This is a genomic window from Verrucomicrobium sp. BvORR106 (genome assembly GCF_000739655.1).
GTDB lineage: Bacteria > Verrucomicrobiota > Verrucomicrobiia > Verrucomicrobiales > Verrucomicrobiaceae > Verrucomicrobium.
This window is the reverse complement of record NZ_BATR01000053.1, coordinates 44941-61811: the sequence shown is the minus strand read 5'-3', so window position 1 is coordinate 61811 and position 16871 is coordinate 44941. Positions and strand designations below refer to the sequence as shown.

At 62.1% G+C, this 16871-nt stretch carries 10 protein-coding genes; 7 read left to right on the top strand and 3 right to left on the bottom strand.

Annotated elements, in window-relative coordinates:
* Positions 1-57: 57 nt before the first annotated feature.
* The 4 genes from BV106_RS08475 to BV106_RS08460 all read left to right on the top strand — a co-directional run bounded on the left by BV106_RS08475 (position 58) and on the right by BV106_RS08460 (position 6929).
* Positions 58-2721, top strand: coding sequence for a valine--tRNA ligase (locus BV106_RS08475; protein WP_038163358.1), 2664 nt, complete (start codon positions 58-60; stop codon positions 2719-2721).
* Positions 2722-2782: 61 nt separating this feature from the next.
* Positions 2783-4648, top strand: a complete 1866-nt coding sequence (locus tag BV106_RS08470; protein WP_051945426.1) for a prenyltransferase/squalene oxidase repeat-containing protein — start codon at positions 2783-2785, stop codon at positions 4646-4648.
* A 43-nt stretch (positions 4649-4691) separates the two neighbouring features.
* Positions 4692-5429 (top strand): hypothetical protein, encoded by a 738-nt coding sequence (locus tag BV106_RS35285; RefSeq protein WP_051945424.1) that lies wholly within the window; start codon positions 4692-4694, stop codon positions 5427-5429.
* A 42-nt stretch (positions 5430-5471) separates the two neighbouring features.
* Complete coding sequence (locus tag BV106_RS08460) at positions 5472-6929, top strand: hypothetical protein (RefSeq protein ID WP_038163356.1); 1458 nt, start codon at positions 5472-5474, stop codon at positions 6927-6929.
* 19 nt (positions 6930-6948) lie between these two features.
* Here BV106_RS08460 and BV106_RS08455 read toward each other — a convergent pair whose 3' ends face one another.
* The 3 genes from BV106_RS08455 to BV106_RS08445 are packed head-to-tail and all read right to left on the bottom strand — an operon-like array spanning position 6949 to position 14246.
* On the bottom strand, positions 6949-10608 hold the full coding sequence (locus tag BV106_RS08455) for a c-type cytochrome domain-containing protein (RefSeq protein ID WP_265595453.1): 3660 nt from the start codon (positions 10606-10608) through the stop codon (positions 6949-6951).
* Positions 10609-10622: 14 nt separating this feature from the next.
* Positions 10623-12836 carry a DUF1553 domain-containing protein gene (locus tag BV106_RS08450; protein ID WP_038163351.1) on the bottom strand — a complete coding sequence of 738 codons (2214 nt, stop codon included), beginning with the start codon at positions 12834-12836 and terminating at the stop codon, positions 10623-10625.
* Between the two features lie 33 nt (positions 12837-12869).
* A complete protein-coding gene (locus tag BV106_RS08445) occupies positions 12870-14246 on the bottom strand; it encodes a DUF1501 domain-containing protein (protein ID WP_038163348.1) in 1377 nt (458 codons plus the stop codon).
* Positions 14247-14496: 250 nt separating this feature from the next.
* Between BV106_RS08445 and BV106_RS08440 the strand changes: the two genes are divergently transcribed.
* The 3 genes from BV106_RS08440 (at position 14497) to BV106_RS08430 (ending at position 16809) form a co-directional block, all read left to right on the top strand.
* Entirely contained in the window at positions 14497-15195 is a 699-nt protein-coding gene (locus BV106_RS08440; RefSeq protein WP_038163347.1) for a pirin family protein, read from the top strand.
* Positions 15196-15296: 101 nt separating this feature from the next.
* A complete protein-coding gene (locus tag BV106_RS08435; RefSeq protein WP_038163346.1) occupies positions 15297-16184 on the top strand; it encodes an AraC family transcriptional regulator in 888 nt (295 codons plus the stop codon).
* 49 nt (positions 16185-16233) lie between these two features.
* Positions 16234-16809, top strand: a complete 576-nt coding sequence (locus BV106_RS08430) for a DUF417 family protein (RefSeq protein WP_038163344.1) — start codon at positions 16234-16236, stop codon at positions 16807-16809.
* Positions 16810-16871: the final 62 nt, after the last annotated feature.

Here is a 16871-nt window from a genome sequence, read left to right as displayed (position 1 = left end):
ATCGTTTCTCACGCCCGTTTGCAAACGCCCCCCTTTTGGTGCAAGCTGTGCGCCCCTATGCCCGAACTGAGCAAGACCTACACGTCCAACGAAGTGGAAGAGCGCTGGTATGCGCAATGGCTGGAGCGTGGCTGCTTCACCGCCGATCCCGCCCGCGTGACCGACAAGCGCCCGGCCTACTCGATCGTCATCCCTCCGCCAAACGTGACGGGCATCCTCACCCTGGGGCACGTCCTGAACAACACCATCCAGGACATCCTGGCCCGCCGCGCCCGCATGCTAGGCAAGGAGGTGCTCTGGCTGCCTGGCACGGACCACGCCGGCATCGCCACCCAGAACGTGGTGGAAAAGACTCTCAAGAAGGACGGCTCCATCAAGCACCGCGACGACCTTGGCCGCGAGAAGATGGTGGAGAAGATCTGGGAGTGGAAGGAGAAGTTCGGCGGCATCATTCTCAAGCAGTTGCGCGCCCTCGGTGCCTCCTGCGACTGGTCGCGCACGCGCTTCACGATGGACGAGGAGTACTCCAAGTGTGTGACCAAGGTCTTCGTGGACCTGTACAACAAGGGCCTGATCTACCGTGGCAAGCGCATGGTGAACTGGTGCCCCTCCGCCCTCACCGCCCTGAGCGATGAAGAAGTGGAGATGCGCCAGCAGAACGGCCACTTGTACTACTTCAAAGTGGAGGTGGTGGAAGAGCCGGGCACCTGGCTGACCATCGCCACCACGCGTCCTGAGACGATCCCGGGCGATACCGCGATCGCCGTGAGCCCGAAGGATGAGCGTTATGCCCATCTCATCGGCAAGCACGTGCGCCGTCCCCTGCCCCTGGAAAATCAGGCAGGCATCCCGATTGTGGCGGACGACCACATCGACCCGCAGTTCGGCACGGGCGTGCTGAAGGTGACCCCGGCACACGACAAGGCGGACTTTGAAATCGGTCAGCGGCACAACCTGCCGCAGATCGACATCATGAATCCGAACGCCTCGATGAACGAGCTCGCCGGCAAGGACCTGCAGGGTCTGGACCGGTTCGAAGCCCGCAAGAAGGCCGTGGAATTGCTCCGTGAAATGGGCGACCTCGTGAAGGAGGAGCCCTACCAGAACAATGTGGGCTACTCTGAGCGCGCGGGCGTGCCGATCGAGCCCCGCCTGAGCGAGCAGTGGTTCCTGAAGTACCCCAGCGTGCCTGCCTCCCAGGCGGTGGTGGCTGAGGGGCAAATGCGCTTCTTCCCCGACCGCTGGGCCAAGGTGTATGACCACTGGATGGGCGGCATTCAGGACTGGTGCATCAGCCGGCAGATCTGGTGGGGCCATCGCGTGCCCGTGTGGTACCGCGAGGGCGAAGTGTACTGCGGCGAGACCGCGCCGGAAGGCGATGGCTGGACGCAGGATGCCGACGTGCTCGACACGTGGTTCAGCTCCTGGTTGTGGCCCTTTGCCACCATGGGCTGGCCCAAGGAAACCAACGATCTCAAGGCCTTCTACCCCACCACGGACCTCGTGACGGGGCCCGACATCATCTTCTTCTGGGTGGCCCGCATGATCATGGCTGGCTACGAGTGGATGGGTGAGATGCCGTTCAAGAACGTGTATTTCACCGGCATCATCCGCGACAAGCAGGGCCGCAAGATGTCCAAGTCCTTGGGCAACTCGCCGGATCCTCTGGAGCTGATCGCGAAGTTTGGCGCCGATGCTCTCCGCTTCGGCATCATGCGCAGCGCCCCTCTGGGTGCTGACGTGCTCTTCGATGAGAAGAACGTGGAGCTGGGCCGCAACTTCTGTACGAAGCTGTGGAACGCTGCCCGCTTCCGCCAGATGCAAGGCGGAGCCTCCGAGGGCGAGATCAAGCCTGAGTTGCTGAGCAGCGACGACAAGTGGATCCTCGCCCGTCTCAGCGACGGCATTGCAGAAGTGACCACGGCATTGGAGGAGTATCGCTTCAGCGATGCCGCCGCCACGCTCTACCGCTTCTTCTGGAGTGAGTACTGTGACTGGTATGTGGAGGCCACCAAGGCCGTGCTGAACGGCAGTGATGAAGCCCGCAAGGCCAACACCCTGGCGGTGATGGACTTCGTGCTCGGCCATACGCTGCGCCTGTTCCACCCCTTCCTTCCGTTCATCACGGAGGAGCTGTGGCAGGGCATGGGCTTCAACAAGGAAATGCCGGCCGAACAGGGCGGCGACACCATCATGTTCGCCCCGTGGCCCAAGTCTTTCGACGAAGCTGAGCTCGCCTACTTCGGCCTGACCGAAGAGGATGCAAAATTCTCTGCGGCCAAGCAGGAAGTGGTGAACCTCGGTCGCGGACTCAAGAGCGGTGCCAACATCGCGAGCAACAAGCGCGTGCGCTTCGTGCTCAAGCCCGCCTCCGAACTGGCTTCTCACGAGGTGGAGGTGGTGAAGATCCTCCTCAACGCAGAGACGTTGGACCTCGATCCCGCCTATGCCGCGCCGAAAGGCACGCCGGTGGTGCTCACGCCGTTTGGCGAGCTCTTCCTGCCGCTCGAAGGCCTCATCGACGTGGACGCAGAGCGCGAGCGTGTGAAGAAGGAGATCGCCAAAGTGGAGGTCGAACTGGAGAAGGTGCGCGCCAAGCTGGCGGATGAAAACTTCACCTCAAAAGTGCCTGCCAAGGTGCTGGACGATCACCGCCAGCGTGAGACCGACTGGGCCGCCAAGCTGGGTCAGCTCCAGAAGATGGCGGAAGGGCTGCAGTAAAATTCTGAATTGGGAATGATGAATTAGAAATTGCGCTTCGATGAGTGAAGGAAGGACGACCATGGCAACATCTGATCCCTCACTTGCCGAAGCCATTCAGAACACCCGGGCGCATCTGCTTTCCCTGCGGAATGCGCACGGGCACTGGGAGGGGCATCTGTCCAACAGCGCCCTTTCCACCGCCACGGCCATGGTGGCGCTGCATCTGGTGGATGCACCGCTGCACTCGGCCCGCATCGCCCAGGGGGTGCGGTGGCTGGTGCTTCACCAGAACAAGGATGGCGGCTGGGGTGACACCACGCTGAGCAAGAGCAATCTCTCCACCACCCTGCTGTGCTGGTCGGCCCTCAGCCTGTGCGAGCCGGACCGCACCGAGCCCATCCAGCACTGCGAAGCCTGGATCAAGGAAAGAACGGGCTCTCTGGAGCCGGAGGTGATCTGCCGTGCCGTGGTGGCGCGCTATGGCAAGGACAAGACCTTCTCCGTGCCCATCCTCATGCTGTGCGCCATCGGCGGCCGCTTGGGGCCGGAGAAAGAGGCCTGGTCCCGGGTGCTGGCCCTGCCGTTTGAGCTGGCGGCCATGCCCCGTGAATGGTTCGGAGCCATTGGGCTGCCCGTGGTGAGCTATGCGCTGCCTGCGCTGATCGCCATTGGCTATGCGCGGTTTTACCACGCACCGCCCTCCCTGCTCAATCCGCTGCACGCCCTGCGCAGGGCTCTCTGGCCGCGCATCAGCCCCATGCTGAAGCTCCTGCAGCCCAGCACGGGCGGCTATTTGGAGGCCACACCGCTGACAAGCTTCGTCACCATGGCGCTCGCCAGCGCGGGTGAGAAGTTCCACCCCTGCGTTCCTGAAGCCGTGCGCTTCCTGGAGGATTCCCAACGCCCTGACGGAAGTTGGCCGATCGATACCAATCTCGCCACCTGGGGCACCACCCTTTCCACCAAGGCGCTCACCGCAACCCCGGAAGGCCGCGATGCGCTGGACATCCCTGCTTTGAAAACCTGGCTGCTAGGGCAGCAGTATCAGGAAATACACCCCTTCACCAATGCAGCCCCCGGCGGCTGGGCCTGGACCGATCTGCCCGGCGGCGTGCCCGATGCGGACGACACCAGCGGCGCTCTCGTGGCCCTCTGGCATCTGTGCGAAGACGAAGCCGAGCGCCAGGTCCTCGCTCCCGCGGTGGCCAGAGGTGTGAGGTGGCTCATGGATCTGCAGAATCGCGACGGGGGCATCCCCACCTTCTGCCGAGGCTGGGGCACCCTGCCCTTTGACCGCAGCACCCCGGAGATCACGGCGCATGCCATGCATGCGTGGGGCCTGTGGCAGGAACTTCTCCCCCAAGATCTCCAGTTGGAGCTGGCATCGCGCGTTGACCGCGCCATTGCCTTCATCGGCAGGCCCTCCAAGCGAGACGCGAGCGGGTTTAATCATGTGCCCCTTTGGTTCGGCAATGAACATGCCGTGGAAGAGGAAAACCACGTGTACGGCACGGCCCAGATCATGAATCACCTGATGGGCTCAGGGATTGCCTCGCCCAGCATTACCAGGATCCTGGAAACCGGGCACCGCAATCTGTTGGCCTGGCAACAACCCGCCGGCGGCTGGAGCGGGGGTGAAACGGGGCCTGCCAGCCTGGAAGAGACGGCCGTGGCCGTCGCCGCACTGGCCTGCCATGCGGTGAAAATCGGAGGCCCCGTCGACAAGGCCACAAGTGAAGCGTCCGCAAGAGGAGCCCGGTGGCTCGTCCAGCATACTTCCACCGGCGGGAATTTCCCCTCGGCGCCCATCGGACTCTATTTTGCGCGGCTCTGGTATCACGAGCAGCTTTATCCTGTGATCTGGACCTTGACGGCTCTGCAATCCGTCGAGAAACTGAGTCACCAGAAGTCACGCCATACAGCATTCGCTTTCGCGACAGAGTGAGGTGCGTCCCACTTCCGATCAACCCATCCAATTTTCCCAACACATGAACGTGGCGCTCATCATGGGGAGAGGCGGCAGCAAGTCCATCCCGGGCAAGAACGTCATGCCAGTACTGGGCCGTCCGCTGGTGATATACCCCCTGCTGGCGGCGCTTCATGCCCGGCGCATCGATCAGGTGGTGGTGACATCCGACTGCCCCGGCATCCAGCGGGTCGCCACGGAGCTCAAGGTACGGTTCATCCGACGCCCAGACGACATCTCACACGACACGGCCCAGATGGTGGATGGCATTCTCCATGCCCTGCAGGAAATTGGCGGCACGGTAGAACACCTCGTCACCCTGCATGCCAACTGTGCGACCCACGCCGCAGGACTGATCGACCGCTGCATTGCGCGGCTGGAGGCAGACCCCAGCGCGGATTCCTGCGTCAGCGGCGTCATTGACCGGTCGGTGCATCCTTACCGCACTCGAAAGCTCACCGCAGACGGCTGGCTGGAACCCTGGAACGAGGTGCCAGCCTACACCTCCAGCAACCGGCAGGCGCTCGACCCTTGTGTGATTCTCGATGGGGCGGCCCGGGCCATGCGTGTTAATTCCTGCATCCCTGCCAATGGCTCCGCCCCGTTCCCCTATCTGGGGCGGAAGATCCTCCTCGAGGAGAATCCAGGAGGACGGGACGTCCACGACGAGGACGACATCCTGCTCACGGAACGGTATTTGCTGAGGCAGGGTTGGACGGACACCACCCTACCCAAGCATCTCCACCATTCTGGCACCTGAGAGGTGGATCCATCGATTCAGCACGACGGCGCAATTCTTCGCATGAGCAACTGGCCCTGCTTCAAGTTTGGACAAGAAGACCTTTATGCCCGTAGCAGGGAGCCCCAGCTAACCGAGCGAGAATACTATCCCTCGAACCACCTGTACGGAGGAGCAGAAATCTTACGCAACTATGCCGGGCTGCCAACTGGTGCCCCCATCCCCTGGGCACTCCAGTTGGTGCTCGATTTCCGCACCGGGCCGGAAATGCAGTCGAATGTTTCGAGGACGATTCGCATCATGGAAAAAATGGAGTCCGCTCGAATGCCCGGCTCTTTTTTCTTCAATGAACTGTTCAGCCAGGCCGCGAGAGAACGCGGCCTCCAAAACCCGCAGAGCATAGGACACACATTCCTTTACGCCTGCGACAACTACCATCGGACCTTTCCGGAAGCGACAGAGCCTGTCCGCAAAGGGACCATCGCACTCCCCGACAAATCCGACCTGAACAAACTGGTGGACTTTGACCGTGAGAGCTACGCGGCCCGGCTGGCTGCGCTGCCAGAGGAGTATCAGCCCGTCTATGTGAGCATGCACTGGCGGGACTACGAACGGGGATGCCATGTCCCCTACCAAAAGGCGGGGCTGAAGCTGGTGTGTTCCGGACACCCCAACGAGCCGGAGTTCTACTTTCGGTTGTACAATATCTTCCGACAGTTCAAGTACTCGTGTTCCAACGAGATCTCCACGAGCTTTGGACTCTCGGTGCTTTCCGGTTGCAGATTCTTTTATCTGGAAGGTGGAGAGGTCACGATTGTGAGACCTTCGGGCAGCTACACAGGTCCCGAACCGCTGCTCAGCCGGGCAGGCCGACAAGCCTGTTTAGAGGCATCCCCTTACCCTCCAGATTCGACTACAGCGACCAAACAGCAGGAACTCGCGGCTCTTTTCTGTGGGCTGACTCATAAGAAACCTCCTGAATTTTTCCTGCACCAGTGGTCAATTGCCCAGGAGGCGCTGAGTAACACCGTCACCACTGGGCACTTCAGCTTTTCGAGCGCCAGGCATACTCATGAACTGTCGGGCTGGCTCTGTCACGGGATCGACGTTGACGGGTGGGCCGACTCGCAGGCGGGATTGGAGGTTCCTCATCGGACCGGCTTCGCAGAAGTGGAGTTGCGGATAGAGGTGACCCCAACCCCTGCCAACTCGCCTCACAGAGAGCTCATGATCGCTGTGGACGAAGCTCCCTTCACTCCCGTGCCACGCGCGGCCGGTGCGGGTGGAATCTCTGTTAAAGCGCCCGTGCCTCCTCGCGGCCAGAGGACCCGCATCACTTTCCAGGGTCCTCCCCCCGTCCAAATCGGGGCAGAGCCACGCAAGCGCTCCTTCCGGCTGGTCTCCATCCAATGGATCCCTGAACCTGAGCCCGCTCCAGACATCCCCGATTCAGTCACTGTGCCCCCCGACCGTCCAAGCTGGTTACAACGCCTGGCCATGGGATGGCGCAGCCACAAGTGAGCCGGGAAACGGGGGCTCACTACTCGCGCGCCACGGCGTCGGACTTCTTCCGCACTTTCAGCAGCACGGGGAAGCTGGTCGCCGCAGCATCCGCTTTCACGGCATCATTGCGGGCGCTGCCCACCACCATGTGACAGAGACGGTCCTGCTCCGCCACCCAGGGGGCACAGGAGAGAAAGACTTCGCGCTCGTTTTCACCAGCACGGATCTGCACACCGTTGAGACCGATGTTGTCCACGATGACCCCGTGGGGAAGGTTCTCGATGTCAACACCGATGAGGGCATCATCGCCCCGACGGTCCACCCGCAGCCAGGCGGAGACAAGCTTGCCGGGCTCGATGGTGATTTCATAGGGGCCTCCCGGTGCGGTCTTTCCATCTCCAGCGGGTTTGCCCGCCATGTCAGGCTCGACGAACAGAGAGCGCTTCCCGGCCGCGACTACAGCGATCTTTGGCAGGCCATTGACCTCCTTGATGACCTCACGGCCATTGATGATGCCTTTGGCGGTCACCTTCACGCCGCTGAAGTCGTGATTGCCCACTTTAGCCTCCGGCCGGGCGTACAGCGCGCCAGCGGCGTCCAGATGCCCGCCCTCCACGACGATGGGCGTGGACACATAGAACCCGTCTGGCACCCCGGACAGCTCCACTTGAACCGTTCCCTCAAAGCCATCCTCCCGATCCACCGCGACCGCAAACTGCACCCCGGAACCTGCCGGAACGGATACAGTGGCAGGCATGCGCAACCGGGGCATGAAGTCGGGTTTCGGGTCCCGCACGATGAGCTGGTAGGCCTGGCGCTCACTGCTCCAGCCACGGGTGTCACTCACCCGCACCTGATAGGTGCCATCCGCCGGGGCCACGAAGGTGAGTCGGGAGTCCCTGCCCAGCTTACGCTCCCCATCGTCGTCATTCATGTAGTACAAGGTGAAGACGGGTAGCCCGTTGGGGACAATGCGGGCGTCCAGTGCCCTCGGTTCCACGGCATAACACAGGTCATCCAGACCATGGCCCGCCGGGCTGGTGTTGAAAAACGCCTTCCGTTTGCCCGCCCCGGCGTAGTAGATCATGTCTGCGTCCGGGCCCCGGGCGAGACGGTAGATCTTCAGGACCTCGCCATTGAAGTACATGTAGTCGTTCAACTCCATTTCCGCGAACCTGCCCAGCCGGATGGCGGAATCGTTGGCATCCTCGCTCCGCAGCGTGATCCAGGAATCCTTGGTGGCCTGCATCTTGATCATCGGGACCAGTTCCCCTTTGGCGTCCAGGATCTCGAGCTTCGTATCGGCCGGTGAGCCCAGCATGGCGGCGCGGGTCTCAAAGACCAGTTGTTGCCCTTTCGTGGCCTCAAAAGGGAACAGGTCTGCATCCGGTTCTCCCGGCCTGGCTGATTGCAACCGGGCGTTGACCAGGCTGGGTACGGTCAACTTCGGGCCATTGGCGACGGCATCATTCGGCTCTTGTTCCGTCTGTTGAGGCAAGGGGCTCACCTGGACCCGCATGTTCACCCGGCTCCGATACTGGTCAGAATCCAGGGGCAAACTCACCTCCCCCTCCGCCGGGCTGGTCACCATCACCTTCGTGTCCTTCAGATTGTAGCCGACAAGCTCGATACGGCTTTCCTGGTCGGGTGGCACGGCCAGCGGCCACCATCCGGTCACATAAGGCAACACGCCTGCGGTGAGGCGATACACATGATCCTCAGACCCGGCCAAAGTAATTTCCCGAACCAGGACCTTGTACTCCCCATCCGCCGGGGCGGTGAAGGCAACAAAGGGATCACTGCCGCTGTCCAGCCCGTTGTTGGCTGCCAGCAGACGGCCGTCAGCATCCACCACCTCCAAGCGAGGCGAGACGGCCTTGGACTCGATGCGCGCAGCAGCCAAATCAAAGATCACAGTCTCGCCTTTTCTTGCGGTGAAGATCCAGGCATCCACCTGACCGGTCTGACGGAGAGTTCCCCACACATTGACCGGCAGTGCGGGCAGACGGGTGCCTTTGTCAGACGGAACCCCTACAAGCTGTGGCAGATAGTCCACCAGCAGACGTTGTTTTGCGGTCTCCCCTCCCGCGGTCACCAGGGAGACGTCCACCTGGGTTCGTGGCACCTTGGCACCCGCTTCGACCTCGATCTCAGCAACTGTTCCCGCCTGGTTCACGGACACAACGGACGCCTTCAAGTCTGCATGCCCGATCTTCACCGCGCTCAGCCCTTGCAGGTGCTTGCCCGTGACCTTCAATGTTGTACGCGTTCCGCTCTGCACCCCACGCGGCTCCAGACGCACCAGCTCCGGCTTGGCAGCAGGGGCAGGCTTGCTCTTGGCCATCGGCTTGGGAGCGGCCGCAACGGGAGTCGCAGGCAGTCCGGTGGAGATCAGATAGACGGCGAGCGAGCCGTCGAGCCTGCCCAACAACAGCTTGTCACCGCCGAGGGCCGCCATGGCCGGCACCCAGTCGGACTGCTGATCCATGAGGTGTTCCTCGGTGTAACTGGTGCTGCTCCAGATCTTCGCCGTGCGGTCTGCCGCACTGGTGAAGATCTGCTTCCCCCCTGGATCGAATCCAATGCTCAGGATCGCGCCTTCATGCGCATACCGGGTGGCGAGGAGCTGATTGGTTCCTTCAACCGCCTCCGCACTCACTTTCCACACTCGCAAACGGTTGTCCGCACCACCGGCGGCCAGCAAACGGCCATCGGGGGAGAAGGCCACAGCGGTCTGTTCCTTCAAAGGCTGGGAGAAAGTGTCCAGCCGACGGCCCGTGGCCACTTCCCAGAGCTTGACGGTACGGTCCGCACTCGCGCTGGCGAGGACCTTGCCATCGGGACGGAAGGCTAGACCGAAGACTCCACCGTTGTGCCCGGTGAGAGCGCGCAGCTCTGCGCCGGTGCTCAGGTCCCAGAGCTTGATCTTCTGATCGTAGCTGCCGGTGGCCAGCAACTTGGCATCCGGAGAGATGGCCATGCCGTAGAGAGCATCCGAATGCCCCTCCAGCTTCCGGACCAGCGATCCGTCTGCCGTCTTCCACTGGTAAGCCACTCCGCCGACACCCGGGACGCCCGCCGCAGCAAAGACAAAGGCGCCATCTGTCGAGAAGGCCACGGCATTCACCTTGCCCGCCACGTCCTTCATCTCCCGGACGGTCTGCAAGCTGTTCAGATCGATGAGACGTACGCTCCCGTAGCCACCTGCCGCCACCAACTTGGCCGGGGAGGAGACGCTCAACGAGAGCACGGATTTCTTGATGGCAGTGCGCGGAGAGACTTGGGGCAACGTGGCCAGCGCATCCGCCGGCTTACCGGGCGCGGCGGGAGGATGCGCCCCGGCATCGATCCACTGCCGGATGATCGCAATTTCCTCCGGCTTCAAATGCTCCTTTTTGCCCGGAGGCATGAACTGGTTCTTGCCCTCACGTCCGCTACGCCCTTCCAGAAACTTCACCAGCAGGGAATTCTGCGCGTCCCCTGGCACCACGGCCTTGCCCGCCTTGCCACCTTTGATCAGTGCGTCAAAGGTATCGAGGGCGAACTCGCCATCGGCATCATCTGCCGCATGACAGTCCACACAATGCTCCTGAAATAGAGGCAGGACCCGGGCATCATAGTCCACCGGAGCCGGGGCGGCTTGAATGCCCGCCAGAGCCATCACCGGGAATGCAGAAAGATGTCGCAAAGAAGGCATGAGGAATGTCAGGATCAGTGATTGAAAAGGAATTCACGCGAGCTCATGAGACCCCAGAAGACGTCCTCCAGAACCAGTCGCTTCTCCGCGGCACTGGGGGCTTCGGACAGGACCTTGAGCACCCCCTGACGCTCTTTCTCCGTGGGCGGGCGGCTGACACACCAGAGGTAGGCGTCCTCCACCAGCCCGGCATCCGGAAGTCCGGAGGCCAGCAAGGTGCCAATACGGTTGTCCGCCTTGACCAGCTTCTGGTTCAGGGTGTCCCCATTGGCGATGTGCAGGGCCTGGGCCATGCTGGGTTCATTGGTACGCTCGCAGTCGCAGGTCTGCACCCGGTCCGGACGGCCGAAGCTATCAAGGAAATAACTTGAGGTATGGGAGTCCGGCAGCTGCAGTGCCCGGTAGCCCATGGGATAGGCGCTGCCGATGCCCTTGTTGGCATTCCGCTTGTCCATATTGAAGGAGGTGGGCACCGCCGTGACCTGGGAAACCGCATCCAGCATGACCTCCGCCATGAGCCGACGTGGATAGTAGCGGGAGTAGTAACGGGTGTCCCCCTGGTTCTCCGGCCGCGCCACGCTGCTGCGCTGGTAGGTCTCGCTTTCCAGAATGGTGCGGATGAGCGCCTTGAGGTCAAACTTCTGTTTCACCAGGTGCGATGCCGCCGCGGAGAGGAGCGTCTCATTGCTGGCGGGATTGGTCATGCGCAGATCATCCACCGCCTCCACCAGCGCGGTGCCGAAGAAGTTCTTCCACACGCGGTTCGTGATGGCGCGGGAGAAGTACGGATTCTCCGGGGCCGTCAGCCAGTCAGCCAGGGGCTTGCGACGATCTGACGTCGCGGTGAGAGACACCGGCTGGGCATCCAGCGGCGTCGGAGCGAGCGCCTTGCCAGAGAGCGGCTGCACGAGGTCCCCATCAGTACTGGCAAACACCACCCGCTCATCGGTCACCGCGCCGTTCTTGGATCGAACCCGGGAGAAGAGATTGGCAAAAGCGTAGTACTGGTCGTGCGTCCACTTCTCCATGGGGTGGTTGTGGCACTTGGCACAGGCAATGGACATGCCCATGAATGCGGTCGAAACCGTCTCCGCGAGGCGGGTGGGTTCATCGTGCAGGGTGAAGAAATTCCCCGCGCCGTTTTCCAGCGTGCTGCCGGTGGAGGTGAGAAGGTCACGCACCATCACATCCCACGGCGTATTCTGTTCCACGTTGCGACGGATCCACTGGTAGTAGCTCCACATGGGCTGGACCGGGAGCTTGTCACTGTTGACCAGTAGCAGATCGCTCCACTTGTAGCTCCAGTAGTCCACAAACTCCGGCCGCTCCAGCAATGACTGAATGAGGCGGTCCCGCTTGGCAGGTTGGGTGTCAGAAACAAAGGCCCGGGTCTCGTCCGGTGTGGGAAGAATACCCAAGGTGTCGAGGAAGGCCCGGCGGATGAACTCTGCGTCCGTGCACTGCCCGGAGGGAGGCAGATTGAGCTCCTTGAGCTTGGTCACCACTTCGTGATCGATGAAATTACGCGGTTTAAATTCAGCAAACGCCGTGGCAAGAGGCGGGTGCTCGTACGGGGCTGTGATGGTAGCGATGGCGAGCTGGCTGAGGTACCAGGCCGTCACCGTCCCTTCGCCATTGCCCACCACCTTCACCACTCCGTCGTCATCCACTGTCGCCACGGAGGTATTGCCCGCGGTGTACTTGGCCCACCGTGTGACATCCTCCTGCCGGCCGTCATTGAAGTAGGCAGTCACCTTGAGGGGTTGTTGCTGCCCGTTCTTCACGGAAGCATGCAACGGGCTCACGGTGATCCGCTGAATGCGGGCATCCTGCTCCTGGGGCCCGGGGGCACCATGAGCGATCCAGTCCGCGAGCACTTGATACTCCGGCCAGCCTTCCTTGATCTTCTCCCCTCCCTTGTGGGGGACACGTTTGGTCGCCTTGAGCAGCAGCAGACTCCGGGCGGGATCTTCCAGCGTCACACGCCGCCCCTGGGCGGAGCGGGTGATGCTGAGGTAGTCACCGGCATCATCATACCCGCGCAGGGAGAGACGAAAGCCCCCCTGCCCGGCCGCCGCCCCATGACAGGCCCCGCTGGAGCAGCCGTAGCGCGCCAGGATGGGCTGGATCTGGTTGCGGAAAGATGGAGCAGCCTCCTGAGCAAGGGCACCGGATGCGGTGACCAGCAGAAGGAGGGATGAAACAACAGAAGACAGACGACCCGGCATGCAGCGGAGGGGAGTGAAGAGCGGAAACAAAGGCTAGAAGAGCTGGCGGATCGGGTCGAAACCGCGGTCCACCACGGGGAAGGGCCGGTTCTGCGGCCCGGGCAGCTCGGTCTCCAGGTCGATGCCCAGAGACTCGTAGATCGTGGCCACGACGTTGGCCGGAGCCGCCGCGTGTTCTGCGGGGTAGGCGCCGATCTCATCGCTGCGACCGATCACGCGGCCGCCTTTGACGCCGCCGCCGGCGAAACCCACGGTCCACACCCCAGGCCAGTGATCCCGGCCTCCCGCGGGATTGACCTTGGGCGTGCGGCCGAACTCCGCCAGATTGCAGACCAGCGTGTTTTCCAGCATGCCGCGCTGGTGCAGATCTTCAATGAGGGCGCTGTAGCCCTGGTCATACATGGGGGCCACGAGGTCGCGCATCCCCTCAATGCTGGTGAAGGGCTTGCTGCCGTGGATGTCCCAGGTGATCTCGTTGAACACCGTGATGAAACTGTTCACCGTGACAAACCGAACCCCGCGCTCCACCAGGCGTCGGGCCAGCAGGCAGCACTGGCCGAACCGGTTCATCCCATAACGCTCCCGCACCGCCGGCTTCTCCTGCGTGAGGTCAAACGCCTCCCGCGCCGCGCTACTGGTCATGAGGCGGTAGGCATCGTGGAAGTTCGTGTCCATGAGCTTGGCGGACTCACTGGCCTCGAAGTTCTTCACCGACTGATCCACCATGTCCCGCAGAGCCCGGCGACGGGCGAGGCGCACCTCGCTGATCTCCTGCGGCGGCAGCAGATCCGGCACCTTGAAATCCTTTGCCGAGGGATCTGCATTCAAGACAAACGGGTCGTAGGTCTTGCCAAGGAATCCTGCATCTTGGCCGTGAGGCATGTTGCCTCCGGTTGGCCCCATGGGCTCCGGGAGGATGACATGCGCGGGCAGCTCGGACTTGCGCCCCTTGAGGAACTCCAGCGCACAGCCGACATGCGGGGTGTTGATGCCGCCGCTGAAGAGCCGACCGGTCTGCATCATCTGGTGTCCGGTATCATGCACGGCCGCAGCATTGTGATACACACTGCGCACTAGGGAGAACTTGTCCGCGATCTTGGCCATGTGCGGGAAGATCTCCGTGAGCTGGATGTCCGGGCAGTTCGTGCGGATGGTCTTGAAAGGGCCACGCACTTCGCGCGGTGCGTCCGGCTTGGGATCCCAGGTATCAATCTGACTGGGCGCCCCAAGATTGAAGATCATGATGCAGGCCCGGTCATCTTTCTTCTTGTCCACCACCCCAGAGGCCCGGAGCGCATTGAACTGGGGGAGAGTCAGCCCGATGGCCCCCAGGGCACCCGCTTGCAGGAAGTCGCGCCGCGACACGCCGTCGCAGGTGGAGATGGAGCCTTTTGGAGAGAACTTGAACATGCCAGGAAGAAGGGGTGAGAGTCTGAACTGCCCGATATTACGGGCTCCGGGCGTTTTCTTGAATGGAGAAAGCTGGGAGGGCCATGGAGTATATGCGCAGACTTTTTGCCCCTTTCACGAGCCAACCCACAGGGTATGCTCCGAGTTCGGAACAAGTATTAGTTCCCACCCGCTGCGGAGAGCATGCTCGTCCCGTCAGCGCCACTTCCGGACTGACTCCCCTATCGAAACACCCAGCTTCCCAAATCCTATGATCACCGTTCGCAAATCCAATGACCGCGGCCACGCCAATCACGGCTGGTTGGACTCCAAGTTCAGCTTCAGCTTCGCCGAGTACGAAGATCCGAAGCACGTCCACTTCCGCAGCCTGCGCGTCATCAACGAAGACCGCATCGCCCCCGGAGGCGGGTTCCCCACCCACCCCCACCGCGACATGGAAATCTTCAGCTACGTGCTGGAGGGAACCCTGCAACATGCCGACAGCATGGGCAACGGCCGTGCGCTCAAGCCCGGCCAGATCCAGCTCATGAGCGCTGGCCAGGGCGTGCGTCACAGCGAGTACAACCCCTCCCAGACCGAGCCGACTCACATGCTGCAGATGTGGATCTTCCCCGAGCGCCGCGGGCTCACCCCGAGCTACACGGAGTGGCACCCGAAGCCGGAGCATGACACGCAGGCCAAGGTGCTGGTCATCTCCGAAGACGGGCGTGAGGACTCTGCGGTCATTCACCAGGATGCCAGCATCTACCGCCTGAAGATCAAGGCGGGCGAGGAAATCACCCATGACCTCGCCGCCGGGCGAGGTGTGTGGTTGCAGCTCGCCAAGGGCAGCCTGAGCGTGAATGGCAACTCCCTGACCGCCGGCGACGGCGCCAGCAGTGAGACGGCAGGCACGCTCACCATCAAGGCAGACCAGGATGCCGAGGGCATCTTGTTTGACCTGGGTTGATCCCTCTACAGACTTCGGGAAAAGTGCCGCAGGCTCAGGCTTGCGGCACTTTTTTATTCTGGCCTCTTGCGGCTGGTTCCGTATTCATCCCTGTCACCCTCATGAACATCCCGCTGCACCTTTACGATCCCCGCCGGGGTGAGCCAGCCTTCCGCGTGGAGCGGCTGGAGGATGCGCGATGGCCAGAGGGTGCCCAACGAGCCAACTACTTCACCGTGCTATGGCTGCCTGATGGCGGCACTTATCATGCAGGCGAGGCCACTCACGCGCTGTCCGGTGCTGCGTTGGTCTTCTTCCAGCCCTACCAGATTTTTCATCTGGAGCGATCCCGCACCCGGCATCCAGACGGAACGGTCTTGCAGTTCCACGCGAACTTCCTCTGCATCGAGACCCATCACGATGAGATCGGCTGCAATGGAGTGCTCTTCAACGAGGTCTATGGCTCGCCCCACGTTCCCGTGGATGGCGACTTGGTTGAAGGTATCACAAACCTTGTGACCCAGATGCGATACGAACTGGACCACGGGGGCCTGGCCCACACAGAACTCCTGGTCTCCTATCTGAAGGTGCTGCTCATCAAAGCCACCCGACGCAAGCTGGAGCTGGGAACGGTGACGGAGGAGGCATCGCTGAGCCGGTCACCGGAGGTGGTGGACCGCTTTGTCGAGCTGGTGGAGCGCCACTATCAGAAGCTGCATGCCCCTGCCGACTACGCGACGATGCTGCACCTCACGCCCAAGGCTCTGGGGCGCGCGGTAAAACGGGCTCTGGGACGCACGCCCACGCAGATCGTGAAAGAGCGCCTCATCAAGCATGCCCAGTGGCAGTTGCTGCATACCCTCCGCCCCGTGAAGGAGATCGCTGCAGAAGTGGGGCTCGAGGACGAGTTCTACTTCAGCCGGTTGTTCAAACAAGCCATCGGCCTATCACCGGTGAAGTACCGGGAGTTCGAAACGACCATCCGCGGCGGGCGCAATCTGTCCATGTAGAGGCTCCTGGCATCCATGTCGCACAGACGGGACGGCGATATCGTGCGTCATGAATCTGTACTCGCGCTTTCTTACCCTGGCAGCTGGCTCGGAACGACTGGGCATGACCATGACCCGCCTGGGCCTCGTCGTGGTGCTACTGTGGATCGGTGGGCTGAAGATCTTCAAGTATGAGGCGGATGGGATTGTCCCCTTCGTGGCTAACAGTCCTCTCATGAGCTTCCTCTACAAACACCCGGCACCGGAGTACAAGACCCACATGAACGCCGAAGGCCAGCTCGTGCCGCAGAACCGGGCCTGGCATGAAGAAAACCGCACCTATGAGTTCTCCTACGGTCTGGGTGCGGTGATCGTGCTCTACGGGCTGCTGCTCTGCCTTCATCCCTGGTCCCCAGGACTGGCCGCAGTGGGCAGTTTTCTCGTCGCGGTGATGTCGCTGGTGACGCTCTCTTTCCTGATCACCACGCCAGAGTCCTGGGTGCCAGCGCTGGGTGATACGGAACACGGCTTCCCCTACCTGAGCGGGCGCGGGCGGCTGGTGATCAAAGACGTCATCATGCTGGGAGCGGCGCTTGTCACCATGGCGGACTCTGCCAGAGCGGCACTCGCGGTACGAGGAAAGTAACCGCCCGTTCGGATGGCGCAGGCTCTTGCAGGGCCATGCACAGCTTTTTCCAGCCGGGTCTG

Coding starts and splice junctions, on each gene's coding strand:
- BV106_RS08475 (WP_038163358.1), top strand. CDS start 58: ATGCCCGAACTGAGCAAGACCTACACGTCCAACGAAGTGGAAGAGCGC.
- BV106_RS08470 (WP_051945426.1), top strand. CDS start 2,783: ATGGCAACATCTGATCCCTCACTTGCCGAAGCCATTCAGAACACCCGG.
- BV106_RS35285 (WP_051945424.1), top strand. CDS start 4,692: ATGAACGTGGCGCTCATCATGGGGAGAGGCGGCAGCAAGTCCATCCCG.
- BV106_RS08460 (WP_038163356.1), top strand. CDS start 5,472: ATGAGCAACTGGCCCTGCTTCAAGTTTGGACAAGAAGACCTTTATGCC.
- BV106_RS08455 (WP_265595453.1), bottom strand. CDS start 10,608: ATGCCTTCTTTGCGACATCTTTCTGCATTCCCGGTGATGGCTCTGGCG.
- BV106_RS08450 (WP_038163351.1), bottom strand. CDS start 12,836: ATGCCGGGTCGTCTGTCTTCTGTTGTTTCATCCCTCCTTCTGCTGGTC.
- BV106_RS08445 (WP_038163348.1), bottom strand. CDS start 14,246: ATGTTCAAGTTCTCTCCAAAAGGCTCCATCTCCACCTGCGACGGCGTG.
- BV106_RS08440 (WP_038163347.1), top strand. CDS start 14,497: ATGATCACCGTTCGCAAATCCAATGACCGCGGCCACGCCAATCACGGC.
- BV106_RS08435 (WP_038163346.1), top strand. CDS start 15,297: ATGAACATCCCGCTGCACCTTTACGATCCCCGCCGGGGTGAGCCAGCC.
- BV106_RS08430 (WP_038163344.1), top strand. CDS start 16,234: ATGAATCTGTACTCGCGCTTTCTTACCCTGGCAGCTGGCTCGGAACGA.